Genomic DNA, 21,998 nt, shown 5'->3' on the forward strand with positions numbered 1-21,998 from the left:
CGGCGGCTTGCCCCGGCGCCGCGCAGCGCCGTCAGGGCTCTGACGGGGTCTCGGGGACGCTTGCGCTGCCCGCATCGCCACCCGTCAGATCCGGCAGAGGTTCCGGCTCGCCCAGCACATCGTTCAGCCGTTCGATCGCCGCGTCGGTGATATCGATGGTGCCAGCCGACAGAAAGACCGACCGCTGGTCGAGAATGGCCGTGGCGCCGGCTTCGCGCATCAGGCCGGCCAGAACGGGCTCTGCCCTTGCGATGAAGACGCGCCGCCGTTCCTCGGAGATGTTGCCGAGCCTTCGTGCTTTTCCGTCCTGCGCTTCGCGCAGTTCCTGCACCTTGATGTCGAAAGCGTCGGCGAGCTTACGGAACGCAACAGGATCCATCGAACGGCGCCGTTCGGTCAGGGATTTCTCCTCGGTGGTCAGTTCCGCCTCGATCCGGCGGTTCTCGGCTGCAATGGCCGCCCCGGCGGCGTCGAGCGCCTCCGAGACCTTCTGGCCAAAATCGCTTGAGGCATAGAGCCGGTCGATCTCAACGGTCAGGATCGGGCTTTGCACGATCCCCTGCCGCATGGTGTCTTGCGCCAACACGGGCGCGACCGCGCCGCACCCGAGTGCCAGCCCGAAAAGGAGGGCGCGCAGTTTCCCGCGCGCCGTCCGATCAGAAGGTGCTGGAGAGCGAGAGGCTGAAGTTCTGCTCGTTGTCATTTTCTTCCTTCGACACCGGTGTCGAGAAGTTCAGGCGCAGCGGCCCAAGCACCGAGTCCCAGAGGATCGACACGCCGAACGACGAGCGGGCGCTGAAGTCCTCGTAGAGCACATCGTTGCCCTCGGCCTTTTCGAGCGTGTCGTCGGACAGGCCCCAGACCGAGCCGACGTCGTAGAACACACCGCCGGTGATGCCGTATTCCTCGGGCAGCCCGAGCGGGAATTCCGCGTCGAAGCGCAGCGAGGCGTAGTAGTTGCCGCCGAGCGGCGAGTCCACATCTTCGGCGTCATTGTACTCGCGCGGGCCGATGCCTGCGTATTCGAAGCCGCGCATCATGCTTTCGGTCAGCATGTAGCGGTCTGTCACGCGGCTGTCGCCCTCGAAGTAGTTGAGCGCGCCACCCTGCAGCGTCGCACGCAGGGTGACTTCCTCGTTCCACACCATGGTCTGCGCGATCGCCCGCACATCCGTCTGGATGAACTGGGCGTCGCCCCCGGCGCCGAAGTCCTGACCAAATTCGAGCAGCACGCCACGGTCGGTTTCCAGACCGGTGCGGCGGGTGTCATAGCTCAGCGTATAGCCGACCATGTTGTCCCAGCGCGCGTCTTCCTGCGCTTCCGCCGTCACGATGTTGCCGACGTCGTCGTCCTCATCGATGATGTCGGTGTAGCGCGCCGTGTAGCGCAGACCGAGCCGCCCGTTTTCCGAGATCGGAAAGGTCAGGCTGGGCCGGAAGATACCGGTGGCCGTGTCGTAGTCGGCGCTGTCGTAGGAGGTTTCGCGGTAGCTCAGGCCAAGGCCGAAGGCGACGTCACGGCCAAGGAACGCGGGCTCCACGAAGTTGAACGTATAGCTCTGCGTGGTCGAGGCGGTGTTGATGCCGAACGACAGGCGCTGCCCGCGGCCAAGGAAGTTCTGCTCGCTGAACGAGATCGAGGCGCCAAGACCATCGGAGGTCGAATAGGAACCACCGAAGCCGATCGAGCCCGTGGGCTGTTCAGTGACGTTTACGTCGACGATGACCTGCTGCGGGGTCGAGCCCTCGCGCGCTTCCACCTGCGCGTCCGAGAAATAGCCGAGCGCGCGGATGCGTTCGGCGGCCTCGCGGATGGCGCGCGGGTTGAACGGGTCGCCCTCGGCGGTGTCGAACTGCTGGCGCACCACGCGGTCGAGCGTGGTGGTGTTGCCTTCGATGTCGATGCGCTCGACAAATATGCGCGGCCCGCGCGTCAGGTTGAAGGTCACGTCGAGCGACAGGTCGCGCTCATTGCGCGTCACCTGCGGTTCGATCCGCACGAAGTTCAGGCCCTGCTGGGTCGCGAGGCGTTCAAGGCGAATGATCTCCTTGTCGACCTCCGCCGGCGAATAGGCGCGGCCCGACTTCAGGCTCAACGCCCGGCGGAAGCTGTCCACGTCAACCTCGGGCAGATCGCTGGCAACGCCGATGCGGCCGAAGTCGAACTGCTGGCCCTCTTGGACGTTGAAGGTCAGGAAATAGCTGTCGCGCTCTTCCGACAGTTCGGCGTTGACGCCGGTGACGCGGAAATCGACGTAGCCGCGCGATGCGTAGAAGTCCTGCAGCAGCTGGCGGTCAAAGGCGATGCGGTCTTCGACATAGGTGTCGCTGCGGATCACCGCGCGCAGAAGACCGGCTTGCTTGGTCTCGATCACCCGGCGCAGACGGCCATCGGAATAGGCTTGGTTGCCGACAAAACCGATGCGCTCGATCTCGGTGACGCCACCTTCGAAAATCTCGAACACCAGATCGACCCGGTTGTTCGAACGGCGGATCAGCTTCGGCGTGACCTGCGCGGCAATCCGGCCCTGCTGGACGTAGGCCTGCGCGATCTGCTCGGCGTCGGTTTCGGCCTGACGCGGGCTGTAGACGCGGCGCGACTGGGTGCGGACCACCGACGCCAGGTCTTCGTCCTTCAGGCGGCGGTTGCCCTCAAAAACGATCTGATTGACCGTCGGAAATTCGGTGACCTCGATCACCAGCGTGTTGCCGCGCGGGGTGATCTCGACGCTTTCAAACAGGCCGGACTCGACGATCCGCTGATAGGCAGCGTTGAGCTCGCCCGCGTCCACCGTCTCGCCGCGGGCGATGCCCGCGTAGCTGAGGATGGTGCCCGCCTCGATGCGCTCGTTGCCCTCGATGGAGACCTGATTGAAGGAATAGGATTGCGCGAAGACCGCTTCGGGAAGTGCCGTGAAGGTCACTGCTGCCGCAAGCGAAAGCGCCAGCGCCGAAACGCCAGCGCGGTGCGCGTAAGTCCTGATGCGGGGGCTGCCCGTCTTCTGCCCGATGCTCATGCTCGCTGTCCACTCCGCCGTGTTTTTTTTACGTGAGTAGCGGGTGGAAGTGCTCTTGTCAAAAGACGAAACAGCGACCTGTCAAAGAGTTCCGAGGTAGGCGCCAAAATACAACGCGGCAAGGATCACAGCCGGAACAAGCAGCCTGTCCCAGTTGATCGAAAGCAGCAGCCCGAGGCCGCGGTAGCCGTCCTGAAGAGTATGCATTTCGTCCCCCGATGCGATGTTTATGCTTGGGAAGTATCGGCCCAATATGGCTGTTTTGGGGCGGGAATGCGTGATGGCGGTGACATCTTACGGCGCATGCATGGGCCACGAGAGCCTCTGCATGCGCGTTTCTTGGCGTCGCGTCTCGCGTGCCTGCCCCTTTATGGGCAGAACAGATCGTTGGTCAGCGCAAAGACCATCAGGCTGAGGATCAGCACCAGACCCGTCGACATCAGCACGCGCAGCGCCTTCTCCGAGGGCGGTTTTCCGGCGACAGCCTCGTAGGCGTAGAACACCAGATGCCCGCCATCCAAAACCGGCACCGGGAACAGGTTCAGCAGCCCCACGGCCGTGGACAGCACCGCGATGAAGGTCAGGAAGCTCTGCCCGCCTTGCGAGGCCATCGCACCCGAGGTTTCGGCGATGCCGATGGGGCCCGACAGGTTGCACGACGAGATATTGCCGACGATCATGTGCCACAGCCCCGACAGCGAGCCCGCGGCGATGTCGTAGGTGCGGGTGACCGCGCCCTGCACTGCCTCGATCGGGCCGGCGGCCTCGGTGGCCGGTTCGAACACCATGCCGCCGACGATGCCGATCCGGTACACGGTCTGGAACCCGCCGTCCGGCAGCGGCTCGTCGGTACGCTTGGGGGTGAGCGCGAGATCGAGGATCTCGCCGTTGCGCCAGACCTCGAGCCCCAGCGTTTCACCGTTCGAGCTTTCGACCCGCTGCTTGAGTTGATCGAAGGCGAAGATCGGCACACCGTCGATCGACATGATCACGTCACCCGGCTCCATACCGGCATCGATCGCCGCCGAACGCGGTACCACCTGCGAGACCACGGGCGGATAGACATACGGCCCGCTGACCTCCATCTGCCGGCCGTCGCGCTCGACATCATAAATCAGAGTGTTCTGCTGCGGCAGCCCTTCAAGGAACGCCTCGAAGCCCGCTGCATCGTCGAAGGCTGGTGTCGGCGTGCCTTCGATCCCAAGCAGCACGTCGCCTTCCTGCAGTTCCTGCACGCTCGGCGTCGGGCGCAATTCGCCGACGGTCAGCGGTTCGGCGACCTTGCCCTGCACCATGAAAATGCCGGTGAACAGCAGGATGGTCAGCACGAAGTTGAACACCGGCCCCGCCGCGACGGTGGCAGCGCGGGCCCAGAGCGGCGCGCCGGTCATCGTCTGGCGGCGCTCCTCGGCGGTCATCTCGCGCAGCGCGTCCTCGTCGGACGAGGCGCTGGCGGCATCCGCATCGCCCTTGAACTTGACGTATCCGCCGAACGGCAGCGCCGCCAGTTGCCAGCGTGTGCCGCGCTTGTCGACCCTACTCAGCAGCACCGGCCCAAAGCCGAGCGAAAAGACATCGGCGTGGATGCCCGACCAGCGGCCGACGATGTAGTGGCCATATTCATGGATCGCGACGATCACCGACAGCGCGATGACAAACGCCAGAAGCGTCCAGATGACGCCCCCGAATTCCGGAAGCAGCTGGGTGATCTCCAAAAGCTCGGCCCTTTCAAATCTTTTCGGTCACCCCGCCGCAGCGGCGAGGCTCAGTTGTGCTGCAGCATCAGCGCGCGCGCGGTCTCCCGAGCGAGATGGTCAGCGCCGCGCACGTTATCAAGGGTGATCTCGGCGTTGGCGAGGTCACTTTCGGCCATGATCTTCTCAAGCGTTTGTTCAACGACCTGCGCCATGTCCTGAAAACCAATGCGTTTTTCGATGAACGCATCCAGCGCCTGCTCCTTGGCGGCGTTGAATACCGCGCCCGATAGCCCGCCCGCAGCCATCACCTCCCGCGCCAACCGCAGCGCGGGCCAGCGGGTTTCGCAGGCCGGGCGGAAGGACAGTTGCGAGAGCTTCACCAGATCCAGCCGCTCCACCGGAAGCGCGCCGCGCGACGGGTGATTGAGCGCAAAGCCAATGGCGTGGCGCATGTCCGGCGGGCCCAAGTGCGCCATCAGCGCCCCGTCGCAGAACCCGACAAGAGCATGGATCATGCTTTCGGGGTGAACCACCACTTCGATCTTTTCCGGCTCCAAATCGAAAAACTCTTTTGTCTCAATGACCTCAAGAGCCTTGTTGAACATGGAGGCGGAATCGATGGTGATCCGCTGGCCCATGGCCCAGTTCGGATGCGTGGCCGCCTGTTCGGGGGTGGCCTCGGCCAGCTTTTCCAGCGGCCAGTCCCGGAACGCGCCGCCGGATGCGGTGATGATCACACGCTCGACGCGGCTCATCTCCTCGCCGATCAGGGCCTGAAACACCGCCGAATGCTCGCTGTCCACCGGCAGCACGCGCCCGCCATGGGCCTGCGCTGTGTGCAGCACCAGCGGGCCCGCGCAGACCATGCTTTCCTTGTTGGCCAGCGCCAGCGTGGCGCCCTGCTCCAGCGCCTTCAGCCCCGGCGCGAGACCGGCTGCGCCAACGATGGCCGACATCACCCAATCCGCAGGACGGCTGGCGGCCTCGCAGATCGCCTCGGGGCCGGCGGCTGCTTCGACCGCGGAGCCGGCAAGCCGCGCGCGCAGTTCGGGCAGCAGCGCGGGATCGGCCGTAACCGCCACCTGCGCGCCAAAATTCCGTGCATCTTTCGCAAGTTGCGCGACGTTCTTGCCGCCGGTCAGCGCAACAACATGGTAATTTTCGGGATCGCGGGCGATCAGGTCGAGCGTGTTTTGACCGATCGAGCCGGTCGCACCGAAAATGGAAATGCGCCTCATTGATGCGGTCTCACTCAACACCCGGCGGGAAATCGACGATCTGTCCTGCAATCAGCAGGAACAGCGCCGCGCCCAGCATACCGTCGAACCGATCGAGCAGGCCTCCGTGGCCGGGCAGCAGGTTCGAGCTGTCCTTGACGCCGGCGCGGCGTTTGATCGTGCTTTCCGCCATGTCGCCGATCTGGCTGGCCATCGATATGGCGATCGACACGCCCACAAGACCAAAGCCCGCCTCACGCGACGCGATGGCAAAAAGCGCGCCGACGACGGCGGCGCCGATCCAGCCCGCTGCGCTTCCGGACCATGTTTTCTTGGGGCTGACCCGCGGCCAAAGCTTCGGCCCGCCGATGGCCCGTCCGGCGAAGTAGCCCGCCACATCGGTGACCACCACGACGGTGACCATCCACAGCATCCACGTCAGGCCGAAGTCCGAGCGCAGCGCCATGATGCCGTAGCCCGCAAGCATGATCATCGCAGTGAATACAGCGTAGGTGACACCGCCGCGCTGCATCTGGCCGAAGCCTGCCATCGAGGGCAGCAGCAGCAGCGGCAGCGCGAAGGCTGGCGGCAAGTAGATCGCGGCCAGTGCGCAGGCACCGGCAACGGCGGCGAGGATCTTGGCCGAGCGGTGGCGGTTGGTGTCCACCATGTTGACCAGTTCCCAGACCATGCCACCGCAGGCCAGCGCGATCGCCGCGCGCCACCAGATACCGCCCAGCCACACGCAAATCAGCGCGACGACGATCAGCACCGCCGCCGAGCCCATGCGCGGGCCGAGATCGCTCCAACGTGCGCTGCTCATACCTTTACCCCACCATAGCGGCGCTCTCGGGCGCCGTAGCTGCCGATCAGCTTGGCGAATTCCTCGGCCGAGAAATCGGGCCACAGCGTGTCGACGAATTCGTACTCCGCATAGGCCGATTGCCACAGCAGGAAATTCGAGATCCGCGCCTCTCCCGAGGTGCGGATTACCAGATCCGGGTCGGGCAGCACGCAGGTGTCGAGATAGCGCGGCAGGGTTTCCTCGTTGACCTCTTCGGGGTCAAGCCGCCCGGCCGCCACGTCCTGCGCAAGACGCTTGGTGGCGCGCGCCACCTCGTCGCGGCCGCCGTAGTTGATCGCGATGGTCAGGTTCACCCCGGTGCAGGTCTCGGTCATCACCTCAAGCTCGTCCATCAGCGTGACCAGCTTCTTGTCGAGCTTTACCCGGTCCCCGATGAAGCGCACGCGCACGTTTTCGGCGTACAGCGCACGCGCTTCTTTGGTGATGTAGCGGCGGAACAGGCTCATGAGCCCGGCCACCTCGGTCTGGGTGCGCTTCCAGTTCTCGGTCGAGAACGCGAAGATCGTCACGTATTTCACCCCGGCGTCGGGGCAGGCCTCGACGATCTCGCGCACCCGCTTGGCGCCGGCATGGTGGCCAAACAGCCGCGGACGCCCCCTCTGGGTCGCCCAGCGGCCGTTGCCGTCCATGATGATGGCCACGTGACGCGGGCCATTGCCGTCTCGGATCGGTTTGGGCATCTGCCCTCCTCGCTTCGGGCGTTTCCGCCTCAGACCTGCATGATCTCTTCTTGCTTGGTCTCCAGCGCGGCGTCGACCTTCTTGATGTAGGTGTCGGTCAGTTCCTGCACCTCGGTCTCCCAGAACTTCTGGTCGTCTTCGGACAGGCCGTCGGACTTGGCCTTCTTGATCTGGTCCATACCGTCGCGGCGCAGGTTGCGGATCGCGACCCGCGCGTGCTCGGCGTATTGACCGGCGACCTTGGTCAACTCGCGGCGGCGTTCCTCGTTCAGCTCGGGGATCGGCAGCATGATGATCGTGCCGTTGAGCTGCGGATTGATGCCGAGGCCCGACTCGCGGATCGCCTTTTCCACTTTGCCGACAAGGCCTTTGTCCCAGACGTTGATGGTGACCATCCGCGGCTCGGGCACGTTCACCGTGCCCACCTGGTTGATCGGCGTCATCGCGCCATAGGCTTCGACCTGCACCGGCTCGAGCATCGAGGCCGAGGCGCGCCCGGTCCGCAGCGAGGCGAATTCGGTGCGCAGGTTGGACATCGCGCCATCCATGCGGCGCTGCAGGTCGGCGGTGTCGAGTTCGAAGTCGTCAGACATGTTGGTTCTGCCCGTTCAAGTCATTCCTGTTAAAAGGGGTTCTAAGCCAGAGGCGCCCGGATGTATAGCGGTTTGCAGCTTTCGAGGGCGCCCACTGCCCCTCACGTTGCGACGGCAGCCTGTTCCCGGATCCGCTCTACCATGGCGCGAAGCCCGTTCGAGCGCTGCGCGGAAAGATGCTCGTTGAGCCCCAGACGGCCCAGTTCGGCGCGGGCGTCGATCTGCAGGACATCGCCTGCAGGCAACCCGTCGTAGAGCCGGTGCAACACGGCGATCAGCCCGCGCACGATCATCGCGTCGCTCTCGCCTTCGAAGTGCAGCTTGCCGTCGTCCCACGTCAGGTGCAGCCAGACTTGGCTGGCGCAGCCCTCGACCTTGGTCGCCGGGACCTTCAGGGCGTCGGGCAGCGGATCCATCGCCTTGCCCAGTTCGATCACCGTCCGGTAGCGATCTTCCCAATCCTCGAGAAATTCGAAATCCTCGACCAGTTCCTCGAAACCTGCCTGTGCCATCTGCGCTCCTGCTGTCGGCGTCTGTTGCGTGTGGGGGCATGGGCCCGCGGCCCGTTTGCTGTACCAGCACGATTGGTGCCAAGAGGTAGGCGGCGGGGCGGCAAAGGTCCAGCCCCGGCAAAGCGCGCTTTTCAAGCCTGCCGCGATGCGCTAACCCCGGGGGCAAGACAGGCAGAGGGCAGTTGCACCATGTTCAAAACCGTATCGGTCCTGATGATTTCGGCGCTGGCCCTTGCCGGCTGCGGCGGTCAGAGCGAGACCCCGTCCGTGAGCACCGAGACCGGCGTGAACAATCCGCTGATCCCGCAGCGCAGCGCGGTAAGCTTCTTTTCGAACCGCGATGACGAGTATCTAGGCCAGCCGGTCGGGGTGATCTCGGAGATGCTGCTGGAGCGCCGCCCCGGCGGAGCGATCCTGCGGGTGACCGGCGTTGCCGATTACCCCGGCCCGTTCGATGTGCGGATCGTGCCGATCGAAGGGTCCGAAGATACCGGCACTTTGGCGTTCCGACTGTTGGCGCTGCAGTTGCCCGGCCCGCGGGTCTCGGGCGATGCCGCCCGCACGGTGACCGCTGGGCTCTGGCTTAGCGACAAAGATCTTGCCCCCTACCGCGCGCTGCGCGTCGAAGGGCTGCGCAATGCGCAGAGCATCAGCCGCTAATCCATTGAGCTAGAGAGCGAAAGCCTTGCAAGGCTTTCGCGGTTCTCTTTGCAGTGAAACTGGGCGCGCAGGCTGAGGCCTCGCGCCCTTTTCGTCTCAGATCTCGATGACCTTGACGGTCTTGCCCTTCGCCGCGAGGCCGATCTCGCCCGCGCAGAGCCGCAGCGCGTCAGCCCCGAAGACCTCGTGCCGCCAGCCGGTGAGCGCCTTTACGTCGCGCTGCCCGGCCGCGATGGCGTCCAGTTCGGCCGCCGGCGCGATCAGCTTGGAGGCCACGCCGGAGGTTTCGGTTTTCGCCTTTAGAAGCACGCGCAGCAGATCCGCCAGTGCCGGGTTCACCTGCAACTGATCGCGGCTGCCATCGACTTGCGGCAAATCTTCTTTGGGAGCTTCGAGGCCGGCCTTCACCGCCGCGAGGATGCCATCTGCGATCGCGCCCTTGCGTGCCTCGCGCAGCAGCAGCCGCGAGCGGCCGAGATCTTCCATGGTCGCAGGCTTGGTCGAGGCCAGTTCGGCCAGCGCATCGTCTTTGAACACCCGGTTGCGCGGAATATTGCGGGTTTGCGCGTAATCTTCGCGGAATGCTGCAAGTTCGCGCACGATCGCAAGGAACCGCGGGCTCGACGAGCGGGTCCGGACACGCTGCCACGCCTCTTCAGGCCGGGTGATATAGGTTTCCGGATCGGTGAGCGTGGCCAGTTCCTCGGCCACCCAGTGCGCGCGATCGGTCTCTTCAAGCTTGGCGGCGAGAAACTCGTAGATCACTCGCAGGTGTGTCACATCGGCCAGCGCGTATTTCTTCTGCGCCTCGGTCAGCGGGCGGCGCGACCAGTCGGTGAAGCGCGAGCTTTTGTCGAGTTGCTGCTTGGCGATGCGCTTGACCAGCGTCTCGTAGCCCACCTGCTCGCCAAAGCCGCAGACCATGGCGGCGACCTGCGTGTCGAACAAAGGCTGCGGGATCACGCCATGATCGACAAAGAAAATCTCCAGATCCTGCCGGGCCGCATGGAACACTTTCACCACATCGGTGTTGCGGAAGAGCTCCAGCAGCGGCTCCAGCGACAGACCATCGACCAGCGGATCGACCAGCACGGCGTTTTCTTCGCCGGTGCCCGGGATCGCAAGCTGGATCAGGCAGAGCTTGGAATAATAGGTGCGCTCTCGCAGGAACTCGGTGTCTACGGTCACGTAGGGCGCGGTGGCGGCTTCGGCGCAGAACTCCGCAAGCTCGTCCGTCTTGGTCAATGTCTTCATTCAGGCACCGGCTGGTTCTTGTTTCTCTTGGTTATCGCGCCTCCTACACCTTCGCGCGAGGAAGTTCAAAGCGGCGATGCGAGAAACCCTGCGAGCGCCGCCTTTTGGCATCAAGCGCCCTGCGAGAGCGGCATTTTAAACCAAGGACTTGGTCAATTCATCACGGTGAGTGATGGAGGTGGTGACAAGCATTCGTTTTCGCGAAGTCAGCGCCGGGCCTATGTTGGGGGCACTCCCAAATCCGACCGCAACGCTTCTAAGGAGCCACTCCCATGACTTCGCTTGACCTCGCCTACAGCTACACCCGCCACCCCGCCGCACGCGGCACCGCGGCGTCTCTCTGGACTGCGATCGCTTTGATCGCCCTTCTGGCCCTGCGCGCGCTGACCGCGCCGCCGAGCGATGCGGCAGCGCTGGACTGGCACGGCAACGCTGCCAGCCACCACGTTACGGATTAAGGCAACAGCACCGGTGTCTTGTCGCCTGCGGCAAAGCGCCGGAGCACCGCCGGATAGAGTTTGTGCTCCATCTCCAGCACCCGGGCCGCAAGTGTGTCAGGCGTGTCGCCCTCCAGCACCGGCACCCGCGCCTGACCCAGCAGCGGGCCGTCGTCCAGTTCCGGGGTGACCTCATGCACGGTGCAGCCGTGCTCGGCGTCTCCCGCCTCCAGCGCCCGCGCGTGGGTGTGCAGGCCGCGATACTTCGGCAGCAGCGAGGGGTGGATGTTCAGCATCCGCCCCTTCCACGGCTCGACGAAGCCCGCGGTCAGCACCCGCATGAACCCCGCAAGGCACAGGATATCCGGCTGCGCCTTGTCCAGTTCCGCCTGCAGCGCCGCCTCGAAGCCGGGGCGGTCGCCCTTGAACGGGCGGTGATCGACCACGGCGGTGGGGATGCCCATCGCCTCGGCCTTCTTCAGCCCGCCGGCATCGGCTTTGTTCGAAAGTACCAGAACCGGACGCGCCGGGTGATCTCCGGTCATGCTCTCGGCCAGCGTCACCATGTTGGAGCCGCCGCCCGAGATGAAGATCGCGACGCGTTTCACTTCAGGCTGCCCTCGTAGGAGACGCCCTGCCCTTCGGTCACGGTGCCGAGCGTGTAGACGGTTTCGCCTTCCGCTTCGAGCAGCGCCTTCAGCGCCTCGGCGCGATCCGCCGAGACCGACAGGATCATGCCGACGCCGCAGTTGAAGGTCTTGAGCATCTCGGCCTCGGACATGCCGCCCACCTCGGACATCCAACCGAAGATCGCGGGCAGGTCCCACGCATTCAGGTCGATGGTCGCGCCGCAGCCCTCGGGCAGCACGCGCGGGAGGTTCTCGGTCAGGCCGCCGCCGGTGATATGCGCCAGCGCATGCACGCCGCCGGCGCGGACCGCGGCCAGCGCCTGCTTCACATAAAGGCGCGTCGGTGTCAGCAGCACCTCACCCAGCGAGCCCTCGGCCCAGGGGCAGTCGGCATCCCAGCCAAGGCCCGAGACCTCGACCAGCTTGCGCACAAGGCTGTAGCCGTTGGAGTGCACGCCGTCCGAGGCGAGGCCAAGCAGCACATCGCCCGCCACCACGCCGCTCGGCAGATCGGTGCCGCGCTCCATGGCGCCCACGGCAAAGCCCGCGAGGTCGAAATCGCCCGCCGGATACATGCCCGGCATCTCGGCGGTCTCGCCGCCGATGAGCGCACAGCCCGAGCGCACGCAGCCCTCGGCGATGCCCTCGATAACGCGCGCGGCGCTGTCGGTGTCGAGCTTGCCGGTGGCGAAATAGTCGAGGAAGAACAGCGGCTCGGCACCCTGACAGACCAGATCGTTGACGCACATGGCGACCAGATCGATGCCCACGCCGTCGACGTGGCCGGTGTCGATCGCGATGCGCAGCTTGGTGCCCACGCCATCGGTGGCGGCAACGAGGATCGGATCCTCGTAACCCGCGCCCTTCAGGTCAAAAAGCGCGCCAAAGCCGCCCAGACCCGCCATGGTGCCGCTGCGGCTCGTGCGCTTTGCGGCGGGTTTGATCCGCTCCACCAGCGCGTTGCCCGCATCGATATCCACGCCTGCATCCGCATAGGTGATGCCGTTCTTGCCTTCGGTCATGCCAGCCTCCGAGACCCCGTTTCGCGCGGGAATAGCGCAGGCGGGCGGCGATGAAAAGCGCCCTTGCCCGACGTTTGGTCAGCGCATGCGTTGCGGGGCGTATTTGGGGAACAATGAAAGGCACGGTGAAGGCCGGGCGGCGGCGGGTTTTGAGTATTTTTTGGAAAGATGAAAGGGCCGCGGTGGCATGGGGTGCGCGGGGTGGAAAATTCCGGTATTTCCGCAGCGTAAGTAACTTTCTTGCGGGCGCATACGTACTACTGGGTATTCACAGCCACGTGAGGCTTGGATAGCTTTTGCGGCAGGCACACATGCCTGCGGCATCCTTGGGAGGGGATGCGGCTTCAGGGAGGAAAGACATGATCAACAAGACCTTCACGGCCGTTTCGGCCGCCGCTTTTGCTTTTGCAGGGGCAGCCTCGGCGCAGGAACTGCTCGAAATGACCTCGGGCTATTCCAAGAACCTGCCGATCCTCGGCACCGCCGCGGTCAACTTCGTCGATAAAATCAACGGCATCTCGGAGAGCGTCGAGTTCGAACACTTCGATCCGGGCGAGCTGGTGCCGTCGCTTGAGATGCTCGATGCGGTCTCCAACGGCTCGGTGGACGCGGCCTATTCGACCTCGGGCTACTGGCAGGGCAAGATGCCCGCCGCGGGCCTTTTCGCCGCCGTGCCCTTCGGCCCGGAGCCGGGCGAGATGCTGGCGTGGATGCTCTATGACGACGGCATGACGCTGTTCCAAGAGATGTACGACAGCAACGGCTACAATGTGCATGTGGTGCTCTGCGGATCTTACGCCCCCGAAACCTCGGGCTGGTTCAAGGAAGAGATCACCTCGCTTGAAGACCTCAAGGGCCTGAACATGCGCTTCTTCGGCCTCGGCGCGGAGGTGATGCAGAAGATGGGTGTGTCGACCTCGCTGCTTGGCGCGGGTGATATCTTCCCGGCGCTGGAGCGCGGCGCGATCGACGCCACCGAATTCTCAATGCCGCTGGTTGATGCCAACCTCGGCTTCTACAACATCGCCAAGTACAACTACTTCCCCGGCTGGCACCAGCCCGCGACCATGTTCGAACTGCTGATCAACAAGGACCGCTGGGAAGATCTGGACGAGAAGAGCCAGAACCAGATCGAGATCGCCTGCATGGCCAACCTCACCGACAACTTCGCCGAAGGCGAAGCCAAGAACTTCCCGGCGATGGTCGAGAACGTCGAAGAGCACGGCGTGACGATCAAGAACTGGACGCCCGAGCAGCTGAAGGAATTCGAATCCGCTTGGCTGGAAGTGGTGGAAGAGCTGAAGGCCGAGGACGAGATGTTCGCCAAGACATGGGCCGATCTGAGCGAGTTCCGCGAAGGCTACGCCACTTGGTACAACAACATCTACCTGCCGCGTCCCTGGAAATAACAGCGAGCGGCTGAGCGCCGGGCCTTTCGGCCCGGCCCACCCCGGCGCGCCCCGGTCTTACGCTGGCGCGCCGTTTTCGCGTCGGTGCGTCCTTTGGCACCCGGCGCGCATCCCCGACACATTCCCGCCCAGGCAGGCAATACAGAAGGACAAGGCCCGTGGAGGAATTCAAGGTCGCCATCTCCGACCCCGGAGAGATCGGACGCAAGGACCAGAACCGGGGCGACAGGTTCATCGTGCATCTGTCCAATATCGCCGCCTGGCTGTTTCCGATCCTGATGGTCGCGATCTGCGCGCAGGTGGTGCTGCGCGGCATGGGCCACAATCAGGCATGGCTCGACGACCTGCAGTGGTGGCTCTATGGCGTCGCGGTGCTGATCGGCATCGCCTATGCGGTGACCACCGGCAGCCACGTGCGGGTCGATATCTTTTACGACACCTATGAACGGCGGAAGCGGCTGATCATCGACATCGTCGCGCTGGTCTGGTTGTTCTTCCCGTTCATCCTGCTGTGCTGGGACGTGACACTGGACTACGCGCTGACCTCGATCGCCTCGGACGAGGGATCGTCGAGCCCCAACGGCCTGCACAACCTGTGGATTCTCAAGACCGCGATGAACCTCAGCTTCATCGTCATCGCCGTGGCGATCTGGTCGGCCTACGTGCGGCATCTGTCGCAGCTCACCCGCCCGGCGATCTGGAAGCAACTGCTTTGCGCCCTGCCCTCCACCATCTTCGGCCTGCAGCTTCTGATCTGGTACATCGCCGTCGGCTGGCTGATGTTCACCGACCCCGAGATCGACAACATGCGCAAGGCGACACGCGCGCCGTTCTTCGACGAGCTGGACATCGGCCCGTGGGAAATCGCGCCGTCGGTGCTGCTCGCCTTCGTCGCAACCGCCGTGCTGATCGTGCTGGCGCGGCTGTTCGCGCGGAAGGAGCGCTGAGATGCTGCAATTTCTTGGTCAATTCCTGACCCTCAACGAGATCGCCGTGGCGGCGATGTTCCTGACCTTCATTTTCATGCTGTTCCGCGGCATCCCGGTGGCCATGGCGCTGGTCGGGGTGAGCCTGATCTTCATCCTGATCGCGCAGTTCCTGCTCGACCCGTTCCGCGGCGCCTTCGAGGATGTCATCGAGTTCGACCGCATCGGGCTGCAGTACAACCGTCTGTTGGCGCTCTCGGGGCGACTGTTTGGCAATATCGTCAACAACCCGGTGCTCGTGGCGCTGCCGATGTTCATCTACATGGGGCTGATGCTTGACCAGTCGGGCGTGGCGCAGCGGATGATGCACTCGATGCAGAAGCTCTTTGGCAGTCTGCGCGGCGGCCTGTCGCTGACCGTGCTGCTGATCGGCATCATCCTTGCCGCCTCGACCGGCGTCATCGGCGCGTCGGTGACGCTGCTGGGGGTGATGGCGCTGCCGGCGATGATGGCGCAGAACTACTCGAAGCCCATCGCCACCGGCACCATCGCCTCGGCGGGCACGCTGGGGATCCTGATCCCGCCGTCGATCATGCTGGTGATCATGTCCGATCAGCTGGCGATCTCGCTCGGTGATCTGTTTATGGGGGCGCTGTTTCCGGGGCTGATCCTTGGCGCGCTCTACATCGTGTTCATCGTGATCTACGGCTTCATCTCGCCCGATGCGATGCCCGCGCCGGCAAAGTCCGAACAGGTGGGCTGGGCCGAGGTGAAAGAAGTGCTGCTGGCCGTGGTGCCGCCGATGTTCCTGATCCTGCTGGTGCTGGGCTCGATCTTTGTCGGGGTCGCCACGCCGACAGAGGCCTCGGGGCTCGGCGCGCTTGGCGCAACGGTGCTGGCGCTGCTCAACCGCAAGCTCAACTGGAAGGTGTTCCGCGAGGTGGCGCGCTCGACGCTGAACACCGCGGGCTATATCACCGGCATCTTCCTCGCGGCGAACTTCTTTGCCTTCGTGCTGCGGCGCTTTGGCGGCGATGAGATCGTGCAGCACCTCGTGCTGTCGGCCTTCGACAGCCCGTATCTGACGATCGCCTTCATCCTGTTCATCGTGTTCTGCCTCGGCTTCCTGCTCGACTGGATCGAGATCACCATCATCATCATGCCGCTGATGCTGCCGATCATCCAAGGGCTGGATCTGGCGGTGCCGGGCTTTGATCAGGTGCGCGACCCGCAGGTGGTGTGGTTCGCCATCCTCGTGGCGGTGACCTTGCAGACCTCGTTCCTGACACCACCAGTGGGCTTTGCGCTGTTCTACCTCAAGGGCGTGTGCCCGCCGGGGGTGACGCTGGCGCATATCTACCGGGGCATCATTCCCTTCGTGGTGCTGCAGCTTCTGGGGCTGTTCATCGTCTTCGAGTTCCCGGCCCTGACCACATGGCTGCCGGCGATGGCCTACGGCGACTGACCTCAATCCAAGACCTGCCCCCGCCGCCCTTGCGCGGCGGGGGCATCAAAGGCATGTAGGCGCGGCGAGAAGACCCCGGGAGATCGCGCATGAGCCGCTCTGAGACAGCCCAGTTCAAGACCTGCATCGTCACCTCAGACTACCATGTGCCGGGCGAGACCTTCATCAACCGCCATATCGAGCACATCTTCGGTGGTGACACCGTGGTGCTGTGCGGCAGGTTCAACGGCAAGAACCCCTACGACAGACCTCTGTTCGAGCGGCGTTCGAAACTGTCGCTGTCGGACAAGGTGCTGGCGCCGGTGGCAATGGGCTGGAACGCGCTGACCGAGGGCACGGGCCGCCTGCCCTTTGGCGCCAACAAATCCCACCTGATGCAGTGGCTGGATGACCAGAAGGTCGAGGTGATCCTCGCCGAGTTCGGCACGCAGGCGCTGGTGGTGGCCAAGCTGGCCAACGAGATGAACCTGCCGGTCTTCACCTATTTCCGCGGCACCGACGCCTCGCGGGCGCTGACCTCAAAGCAGCGGGTGAAGAGCTATCGCAAGATGATGCCGCGGCTCGACGGGGTGTTTTCGGTCTCGCAGTTCCTGCTCGACAATCTCGCGAAGCATGGCGTCACCCACGCCAATTCACACGTCGTGCCCTCGGGCGTCGACGTGCGCCGGTTCGTGCCGGGCGAGAAGGTGCCGGGCAGTTGCCTCGCCGTCGGGCGCATGGTCGAGAAAAAGGCGCCGCAGGTGACGCTGCGCGCCTTTGCCGCTGCCGCCAAGGGGCGCGAGGCGCATCTGACCTTCATCGGAGACGGGCCTTTGCTGGACACCTGCAGGGCGCTCGCCGCCGAGCTTGGGGTCGCCGATCAGGTCACCTTCACCGGTGCCCTGCCGCATGAAGAGGTCCGCCAGCATCTGCTGACCACCGAGACCTTTCTGCAGCATTCGATCACCGATAAGAACGGCAATACCGAGGGCCTGCCCACCGCCATCCAAGAGGCGCTGGCGGCGGGCTGCATCACCGTTTCGACCCTGCATGCCGGGATCCCCGAGGCGGTGACCGAAGGCGAGACCGGCTTTCTGGTGCCCGAGTGGGACGAGAAAGCCTTTGCCGGGGCCATCGCCAAGGTGCTCGACCTGCCCGACCGCGCCGCCATGTCCCGGGCCGCGCGGTGCGCAGCCGAAGCAAAGTTCGACAACGCCGTGCTGCTGCGCAAGGTCGAGGACGAGATCCGGCGCGTGGTGGCGCTGCGGACGGGTGCGGCCTGAGAAGCGGCCTGAGCCTTTCGCCTTTCTGAAACTCCTGACCTTGCGTGCGTGGATGCGGGCGGCGCGTGGGGGGCTCTGCCCCCGAGTCGCTGCGCGCCTCTCCCCCGGGATATTTTTGTCTAGACGAAGATGCGCCGGATGGCGCTGGCGGGTGGCTTGCATCGGGGCGCGTTTCCGGCCATGTTCTGAACAAGTGTTCATTTCCGGAGTTGGGAGGCTCCGGGCCCATTGGGAAAGGGAGGCCCCATGGATTTTGCACCGAGCGAGGAACAGCAGGCGATCTTCGACATGGCACAGGCGTTCGGGCAGGAGCATATCGCGCCCTTCGCTCGCGAATGGGAGGCCGAAGGCACCATCCCGCGCGATCTGTGGCCGAAACTCGCGGAACTGGGGTTTGGCGGGCTTTACGTCTCCGAAGACAGCGGCGGGTCGGGGCTAAGCCGGCTTGATGCCACGCTGGTCTTCGAGGCGCTGAGCATGGCCTGCCCGTCAGTCGCGGCGTTTCTGTCGATCCACAACATGTGCGCCAAGATGATCGACGCCTATGGCTCGGACGAGATGAAGGCGCGCGTCCTGCCCGGCGCGCTGACCATGGAAACGGTGCTGTCCTACTGCCTGACCGAGCCCGGATCTGGCTCTGACGCGGCGGCGCTGCGGACCACGGCAGAAAAAACCGGGAGCGGCTATCGGCTGACCGGCACGAAGGCTTTCATCTCGGGCGGCGGCTACTCGGACGGCTATGTCGTCATGTGCCGCACCGGCGGCGATGGCCCCAAGGGCATTTCGGCCGTGCTGGTGGAGAGCGGGACCGAGGGGCTGAGCTTCGGCGGGCTCGAAGACAAGATGGGCTGGAAAAGCCAGCCCACGCGGCAGGTGCAGTTCGATGGCTGCGAGGTGCCCGCGCGCAACCTGCTGGGCGAGGACGGCAAGGGCTTTCGCTATGCCATGGCCGGGCTCGACGGTGGGCGGCTCAATATCTCGGCCTGCTCGCTGGGTGCGGCGCAGGCGGCGCTGGATGCGACGCTGGATTACATGGCCGAGCGGCAAGCCTTTGGCCAGAGCATCGATCAGTTTCAGGCGCTGCAGTTCCGCCTCGCGGATATGGAGATCGAACTGCAGGCGGCGCGGGTCTTCCTGCGGCAGGCGGCGTGGAAGCTCGACACTGGCGCGCCGGACGCCACCAAGTTCTGTGCCATGGCAAAGAAATTTGTCACCGAGGCAGGCTCGCAGGTGGTCGATCAATGCCTGCAGTTGCACGGTGGATACGGCTACCTTGCGGACTACGGTATCGAGAAACTGGTGCGCGACCTGCGGGTCCATCAGATCCTCGAGGGGACCAATGAAATCATGCGTATGATCACCGCGCGCAGCCTGATCGGAAACCGATGACAGACGTCGAGACACGCAAGAGCGGCCGCGCTGGCCATATCACCCTGACCCGGCCCAAGGCGCTCAATGCGCTCAGCTGGGAGATGTGCCTCGAGATCGAAAAAGCGCTGGACGCTTGGGCCGAAGACCCCGAGGTGGCGCTGGTGATCCTCGATGCGGAGGGCGAGCGCGCCTTCTGCGCTGGTGGCGATATCGCCGAGATGTATCGGCGTGGGCGCGATGGCGACGTTGCGTTCGGACGCCGTTTCTGGGCCGACGAGTACCGGATGAATGCCAAGCTCGCCGCCTACCCCAAGCCGATCGTTGCCTTTATGCATGGCTTTGTCATGGGCGGCGGCGTCGGGCTGGGCGGGCATTGCGCGCACCGTATCGTCGGGGAAAGCGCGCAGGTGGCGATGCCCGAATGCGGCATCGGCTTCGTGCCCGATGTGGGCGGCTCTTACCTGCTCGCCCGCGCGCCCGGCAGGCTTGGCGCGCATCTCGCGCTGACCGCGGCGCGCATGGGGCCCGGAGACGCGCTCTATGCGGGCTTTGCCGATCACTTCGTGCCCGAGGCCGACTGGGCCTTGCTCAAGGAGCGTTTGATCGAGAGCGGCGAGACCTCGGCGCTGGAAGAGGTCGCAGGCCCCTTCCCCGAAAGCCCCATGGCGCAGGCACAGGCAGAGATCGATGCCGCCTATGCCACGGCGGCCCTGCCCGAGATCGTCGCACGGTTGCAGGCACAGGACGCCCCGTGGGCGCAGGCGGCACTCAAGCAGATCACCCGGAATTCGCCGCTGTCCATGGCCACCACGCTCGAAATGCTCGCCCGTCTTGGCCCGGCCCCTGAGAATGTCACCAGCGCGCTGGCGCAGGAATATCGAGTTGCGCATCGGATCATGGAACACGGGGATTTCCTTGAAGGCGTGCGCGCGCAGCTGATCGACAAGGACCGCAGCCCGCGCTGGGGCATGACGCTGGACGCGGTGCCAACCGAGCGCGTCGCGGCGCTGCTCGCGCCGTTGGGAGAGCGGGAGCTGGCGCTCTGACGCGCGGCAACTGCGGAAGACTAAGGGACTAAGGGGAGGAGAGAAAATGAAAATTGCATTCATCGGGCTCGGCAATATGGGCGCGCCGATGGCCGCCAATCTCGTTGCGGCAGGCCACGAGGTGGCTGGCTTCGATGTCGCGGGCGTGACTGTCGATGGCGCAGCGCAGGCCGCATCGGCGCCGGAGGCGGTTCAGGGCGCGGAGGTGGTGATCACCATGCTGCCCAACGGCGCCATCTTGCGCAGCGTGGCGGACGAGATCATCCCGGTGATGGCGCCCGGCGCGGTGCTTCTGGACTGCTCGACTGTGGACGTAGAAAGCGCCCGCGCGGTGGCAGAGGCGGCGCAGGCCGCAGGGCTTGGCGCGCTCGACGCCCCGGTGTCGGGCGGCATTGGCGGCGCGGCGGCGGGAACGCTGACCTTCATGGTCGGCGGCGGCGAGACGGCCTTCGCCACGGCCAAGCCCCTGTTCGACATCATGGGCCAGAAAGCGGTGCACTGCGGCCCCTCGGGCAATGGTCAAGCCGCGAAGATCTGCAACAACATGATTCTCGGCGTCACGATGATTGCTACCTGCGAGGCCTTTGCGCTGGCCGACAAGCTCGGCCTCTCGCGTGAGGCAATGTTCGACGTGGTTTCCACCTCTTCGGGATACAGCTGGTCGATGAACGCCTATTGCCCGGCGCCTGGGGTTGGCCCGCAATCGCCCGCCGACAACGGGTATCAACCGGGCTTCGCGGCGGAACTGATGCTGAAGGATCTCGGGCTGTCGCAGCAGGCCGCCGAAGCGGCGGATGCCGATACGCCTATGGGGGCGCGGGCGCTTGAACTCTACCGCGCTTTTGTCGAGCAGGAAGATGGCCGGGGCCGGGATTTCTCGGCCATGCTGCCGCGGTTCGAAGCGCGCGGGCGGGAGTGAGTGCGGCGCGCGGAGAGAGGGGGCGCTGCCCCCTCGGCCTGCGGCCTCACCCCCGGCGTATTTTTGAAGAGAAGAAGTGCCATTTCAGCGGAGCATTTTTGCCGCAGTTTTTCGTCTAGATCGCATCCTTTGGGGTTTCGGGTATTGCCCTACCATGCGTTTTCCTGCCGCCGCGCCTCGCCATCCTTCTGCATCACTGATAAGAGGCCGGAAAGGATGGATGACCGATGACCACGCTTGATATTTTCTCTGACCCGATCTGCCCTTGGTGCTATATCGGCAAGGGCTTTCTGGATCGCGCGCTCGCCGCGCATCACGACCACCCGTTCACCATCCGTTGGCGCCCCTTCATGCTCAATCCGGAGATGCCAGCAGGTGGCATGGGACGCCGCGAGTATCTCGAAGCGAAGTTCGGCGGCAAGGAAGGCGCGGTCGACGCCTATTTGCCGGTGGCCGAGAAGGCCGCCGAAGCCGGGTTGGAGATCAATCTCGACAAGATCGCCACCACGCCCTCGACGCTGGACGCCCACCGGCTGATCCATTGGGCGGGGATCGAAGGGGTGCAGACGGCCGTGGTCTCTTCGCTCTTCCGCGCCTATTTCGTCGATGGCCGAAACATCGGCGATGGCGAGGTGCTGGGCGATATCGCCGACAGCTGCGGCATGGATGCGGCGCTGATCTTGCGTCTGCTCGCCTCTGACGCGGACCGCGCCGAGATTGCCGAGATGGATCAAGCGGCGCGGGGCATGGGCGTACAGGCGGTGCCGACCTTTGTGGTTGCGGGCCAGCATGCGGTGCCGGGGGCGCAGCCCACCGACCTTTGGGAAAAGGTCATCGAAGAGATCAAGGCGCAGGCCTGATAGCTCAGCGGCGCAATTGGCTGCGCCGCGCACCGATCTGTGCGTGAGCCGTGACCGTTCTGTGCGCCAGATGCGCGCCGGAGCCCTTTCGTTACGTCACGTTTCCCGGTACCGCTCCCTTACCTCCCTCTACTTCCCCTTTCCCCTGCGTCCCTCG

The 21,998-nt window shown here is 64.7% G+C and carries 22 protein-coding genes; 10 read left to right on the forward strand and 12 right to left on the reverse strand.

Going from position 1 to position 21,998, the window contains the following annotated elements; genetic code table 11:
• Positions 1–31 precede the first annotated feature (31 nt).
• From ACXAJT_RS01240 to ACXAJT_RS01280, 9 genes are all read right to left on the reverse strand, one after another.
• The gene (locus ACXAJT_RS01240; RefSeq protein WP_475232122.1) at positions 32–586 is read right to left on the reverse strand and encodes an OmpH/Skp family outer membrane protein; all 555 of its coding nucleotides are present in this window, start codon (positions 584–586) and stop codon (positions 32–34) included.
• A gap of 70 nt (positions 587–656) precedes the next feature.
• Positions 657–3,017, reverse strand: a complete 2,361-nt coding sequence (bamA, locus tag ACXAJT_RS01245; RefSeq protein WP_475232124.1) for an outer membrane protein assembly factor BamA — start codon at positions 3,015–3,017, stop codon at positions 657–659.
• A gap of 81 nt (positions 3,018–3,098) precedes the next feature.
• Positions 3,099–3,224 carry a hypothetical protein gene (locus ACXAJT_RS01250; protein WP_475232126.1) on the reverse strand — a complete coding sequence of 42 codons (126 nt, stop codon included), beginning with the start codon at positions 3,222–3,224 and terminating at the stop codon, positions 3,099–3,101.
• A gap of 161 nt (positions 3,225–3,385) precedes the next feature.
• Positions 3,386–4,732 carry an RIP metalloprotease RseP gene (gene rseP, locus ACXAJT_RS01255; RefSeq protein WP_475232129.1) on the reverse strand — a complete coding sequence of 449 codons (1,347 nt, stop codon included), beginning with the start codon at positions 4,730–4,732 and terminating at the stop codon, positions 3,386–3,388.
• A 50-nt stretch (positions 4,733–4,782) separates the two neighbouring features.
• Positions 4,783–5,952, reverse strand: coding sequence for a 1-deoxy-D-xylulose-5-phosphate reductoisomerase (dxr, locus tag ACXAJT_RS01260; RefSeq protein ID WP_475232131.1), 1,170 nt, complete (start codon positions 5,950–5,952; stop codon positions 4,783–4,785).
• A gap of 10 nt (positions 5,953–5,962) precedes the next feature.
• Positions 5,963–6,754 carry a phosphatidate cytidylyltransferase gene (locus ACXAJT_RS01265; protein ID WP_475232133.1) on the reverse strand — a complete coding sequence of 264 codons (792 nt, stop codon included), beginning with the start codon at positions 6,752–6,754 and terminating at the stop codon, positions 5,963–5,965.
• Positions 6,751–7,476, reverse strand: coding sequence for an isoprenyl transferase (locus ACXAJT_RS01270; protein WP_475232135.1), 726 nt, complete (start codon positions 7,474–7,476; stop codon positions 6,751–6,753). Before ACXAJT_RS01270 ends, ACXAJT_RS01265 begins: the two co-directional genes overlap by 4 nt.
• Positions 7,477–7,505: 29 nt before the next feature.
• Positions 7,506–8,069, reverse strand: coding sequence for a ribosome recycling factor (frr, locus tag ACXAJT_RS01275; RefSeq protein ID WP_475232137.1), 564 nt, complete (start codon positions 8,067–8,069; stop codon positions 7,506–7,508).
• A 101-nt stretch (positions 8,070–8,170) separates the two neighbouring features.
• Entirely contained in the window at positions 8,171–8,581 is a 411-nt protein-coding gene (locus ACXAJT_RS01280; protein WP_475232139.1) for a SufE family protein, read from the reverse strand.
• Between the two features lie 189 nt (positions 8,582–8,770).
• On the opposite strand from ACXAJT_RS01280, the gene ACXAJT_RS01285 reads away from it, so the two are divergent.
• On the forward strand, positions 8,771–9,241 hold the full coding sequence (locus tag ACXAJT_RS01285) for a hypothetical protein (protein ID WP_475232141.1): 471 nt from the start codon (positions 8,771–8,773) through the stop codon (positions 9,239–9,241).
• Between the two features lie 96 nt (positions 9,242–9,337).
• Here ACXAJT_RS01285 and rnd read toward each other — a convergent pair whose 3' ends face one another.
• The gene (gene rnd / locus ACXAJT_RS01290) at positions 9,338–10,495 is read right to left on the reverse strand and encodes a ribonuclease D (protein ID WP_475232144.1); all 1,158 of its coding nucleotides are present in this window, start codon (positions 10,493–10,495) and stop codon (positions 9,338–9,340) included.
• A gap of 272 nt (positions 10,496–10,767) precedes the next feature.
• Here rnd and ACXAJT_RS01295 point away from each other — a divergent pair, with 272 nt between their 5' ends.
• On the forward strand, positions 10,768–10,953 hold the full coding sequence (locus ACXAJT_RS01295; RefSeq protein WP_475232146.1) for a hypothetical protein: 186 nt from the start codon (positions 10,768–10,770) through the stop codon (positions 10,951–10,953).
• On the opposite strand, the gene purN is transcribed toward ACXAJT_RS01295, so the two are convergent.
• Complete coding sequence (purN, locus tag ACXAJT_RS01300) at positions 10,950–11,540, reverse strand: phosphoribosylglycinamide formyltransferase (RefSeq protein WP_475232149.1); 591 nt, start codon at positions 11,538–11,540, stop codon at positions 10,950–10,952. The genes ACXAJT_RS01295 and purN overlap by 4 nt on opposite strands.
• Entirely contained in the window at positions 11,537–12,583 is a 1,047-nt protein-coding gene (purM, locus tag ACXAJT_RS01305) for a phosphoribosylformylglycinamidine cyclo-ligase (RefSeq protein ID WP_475232151.1), read from the reverse strand. The genes purN and purM overlap by 4 nt, the downstream gene beginning before the upstream one ends.
• A gap of 359 nt (positions 12,584–12,942) precedes the next feature.
• On the opposite strand from purM, the gene ACXAJT_RS01310 reads away from it, so the two are divergent.
• The 8 genes from ACXAJT_RS01310 (at position 12,943) to ACXAJT_RS01345 (ending at position 21,841) form a co-directional block, all read left to right on the forward strand.
• Positions 12,943–13,992, forward strand: a complete 1,050-nt coding sequence (locus tag ACXAJT_RS01310) for a TRAP transporter substrate-binding protein (RefSeq protein WP_475232153.1) — start codon at positions 12,943–12,945, stop codon at positions 13,990–13,992.
• A gap of 158 nt (positions 13,993–14,150) precedes the next feature.
• Entirely contained in the window at positions 14,151–14,939 is a 789-nt protein-coding gene (locus tag ACXAJT_RS01315; RefSeq protein ID WP_475232156.1) for a TRAP transporter small permease subunit, read from the forward strand.
• Position 14,940: 1 nt separating this feature from the next.
• Positions 14,941–16,383 (forward strand): TRAP transporter large permease, encoded by a 1,443-nt coding sequence (locus tag ACXAJT_RS01320; RefSeq protein WP_475232158.1) that lies wholly within the window; start codon positions 14,941–14,943, stop codon positions 16,381–16,383.
• Between the two features lie 89 nt (positions 16,384–16,472).
• A complete protein-coding gene (locus ACXAJT_RS01325) occupies positions 16,473–17,645 on the forward strand; it encodes a glycosyltransferase (protein ID WP_475232160.1) in 1,173 nt (390 codons plus the stop codon).
• A gap of 246 nt (positions 17,646–17,891) precedes the next feature.
• On the forward strand, positions 17,892–19,034 hold the full coding sequence (locus ACXAJT_RS01330) for an acyl-CoA dehydrogenase family protein (RefSeq protein ID WP_475232162.1): 1,143 nt from the start codon (positions 17,892–17,894) through the stop codon (positions 19,032–19,034).
• A complete protein-coding gene (locus tag ACXAJT_RS01335) occupies positions 19,031–20,062 on the forward strand; it encodes an enoyl-CoA hydratase/isomerase family protein (protein WP_475232164.1) in 1,032 nt (343 codons plus the stop codon). Before ACXAJT_RS01330 ends, ACXAJT_RS01335 begins: the two co-directional genes overlap by 4 nt.
• Before the next feature lie 10 nt (positions 20,063–20,072).
• Complete coding sequence (gene mmsB / locus ACXAJT_RS01340; RefSeq protein WP_475232752.1) at positions 20,073–20,981, forward strand: 3-hydroxyisobutyrate dehydrogenase; 909 nt, start codon at positions 20,073–20,075, stop codon at positions 20,979–20,981.
• A gap of 227 nt (positions 20,982–21,208) precedes the next feature.
• Positions 21,209–21,841: a DsbA family oxidoreductase gene (locus ACXAJT_RS01345; RefSeq protein ID WP_475232166.1), complete on the forward strand. Its 633-nt coding sequence runs from the start codon at positions 21,209–21,211 to the stop codon at positions 21,839–21,841.
• Positions 21,842–21,998: the final 157 nt, after the last annotated feature.

Source organism: Salipiger sp. ABF4_146, assembly GCF_056161345.1.

What these genes read in the sequence shown, in the direction of transcription:
- ACXAJT_RS01265 (WP_475232133.1), bottom strand. Translation starts at nt 6,754, where the DNA reads ATGAGCAGCGCACGTTGGAGCGATCTCGGCCCGCGCATGGGCTCGGCG.
- ACXAJT_RS01325 (WP_475232160.1), top strand. Translation starts at nt 16,473, where the DNA reads ATGAGCCGCTCTGAGACAGCCCAGTTCAAGACCTGCATCGTCACCTCA.
- rnd (WP_475232144.1), bottom strand. Translation starts at nt 10,495, where the DNA reads ATGAAGACATTGACCAAGACGGACGAGCTTGCGGAGTTCTGCGCCGAA.
- ACXAJT_RS01270 (WP_475232135.1), bottom strand. Translation starts at nt 7,476, where the DNA reads ATGCCCAAACCGATCCGAGACGGCAATGGCCCGCGTCACGTGGCCATC.
- ACXAJT_RS01310 (WP_475232153.1), top strand. Translation starts at nt 12,943, where the DNA reads ATGATCAACAAGACCTTCACGGCCGTTTCGGCCGCCGCTTTTGCTTTT.
- purM (WP_475232151.1), bottom strand. Translation starts at nt 12,583, where the DNA reads ATGACCGAAGGCAAGAACGGCATCACCTATGCGGATGCAGGCGTGGAT.
- ACXAJT_RS01285 (WP_475232141.1), top strand. Translation starts at nt 8,771, where the DNA reads ATGTTCAAAACCGTATCGGTCCTGATGATTTCGGCGCTGGCCCTTGCC.
- bamA (WP_475232124.1), bottom strand. Translation starts at nt 3,017, where the DNA reads ATGAGCATCGGGCAGAAGACGGGCAGCCCCCGCATCAGGACTTACGCG.
- ACXAJT_RS01335 (WP_475232164.1), top strand. Translation starts at nt 19,031, where the DNA reads ATGACAGACGTCGAGACACGCAAGAGCGGCCGCGCTGGCCATATCACC.
- ACXAJT_RS01250 (WP_475232126.1), bottom strand. Translation starts at nt 3,224, where the DNA reads ATGCATACTCTTCAGGACGGCTACCGCGGCCTCGGGCTGCTGCTTTCG.
- ACXAJT_RS01330 (WP_475232162.1), top strand. Translation starts at nt 17,892, where the DNA reads ATGGATTTTGCACCGAGCGAGGAACAGCAGGCGATCTTCGACATGGCA.
- frr (WP_475232137.1), bottom strand. Translation starts at nt 8,069, where the DNA reads ATGTCTGACGACTTCGAACTCGACACCGCCGACCTGCAGCGCCGCATG.
- ACXAJT_RS01295 (WP_475232146.1), top strand. Translation starts at nt 10,768, where the DNA reads ATGACTTCGCTTGACCTCGCCTACAGCTACACCCGCCACCCCGCCGCA.
- dxr (WP_475232131.1), bottom strand. Translation starts at nt 5,952, where the DNA reads ATGAGGCGCATTTCCATTTTCGGTGCGACCGGCTCGATCGGTCAAAAC.
- ACXAJT_RS01280 (WP_475232139.1), bottom strand. Translation starts at nt 8,581, where the DNA reads ATGGCACAGGCAGGTTTCGAGGAACTGGTCGAGGATTTCGAATTTCTC.
- ACXAJT_RS01345 (WP_475232166.1), top strand. Translation starts at nt 21,209, where the DNA reads ATGACCACGCTTGATATTTTCTCTGACCCGATCTGCCCTTGGTGCTAT.
- ACXAJT_RS01320 (WP_475232158.1), top strand. Translation starts at nt 14,941, where the DNA reads ATGCTGCAATTTCTTGGTCAATTCCTGACCCTCAACGAGATCGCCGTG.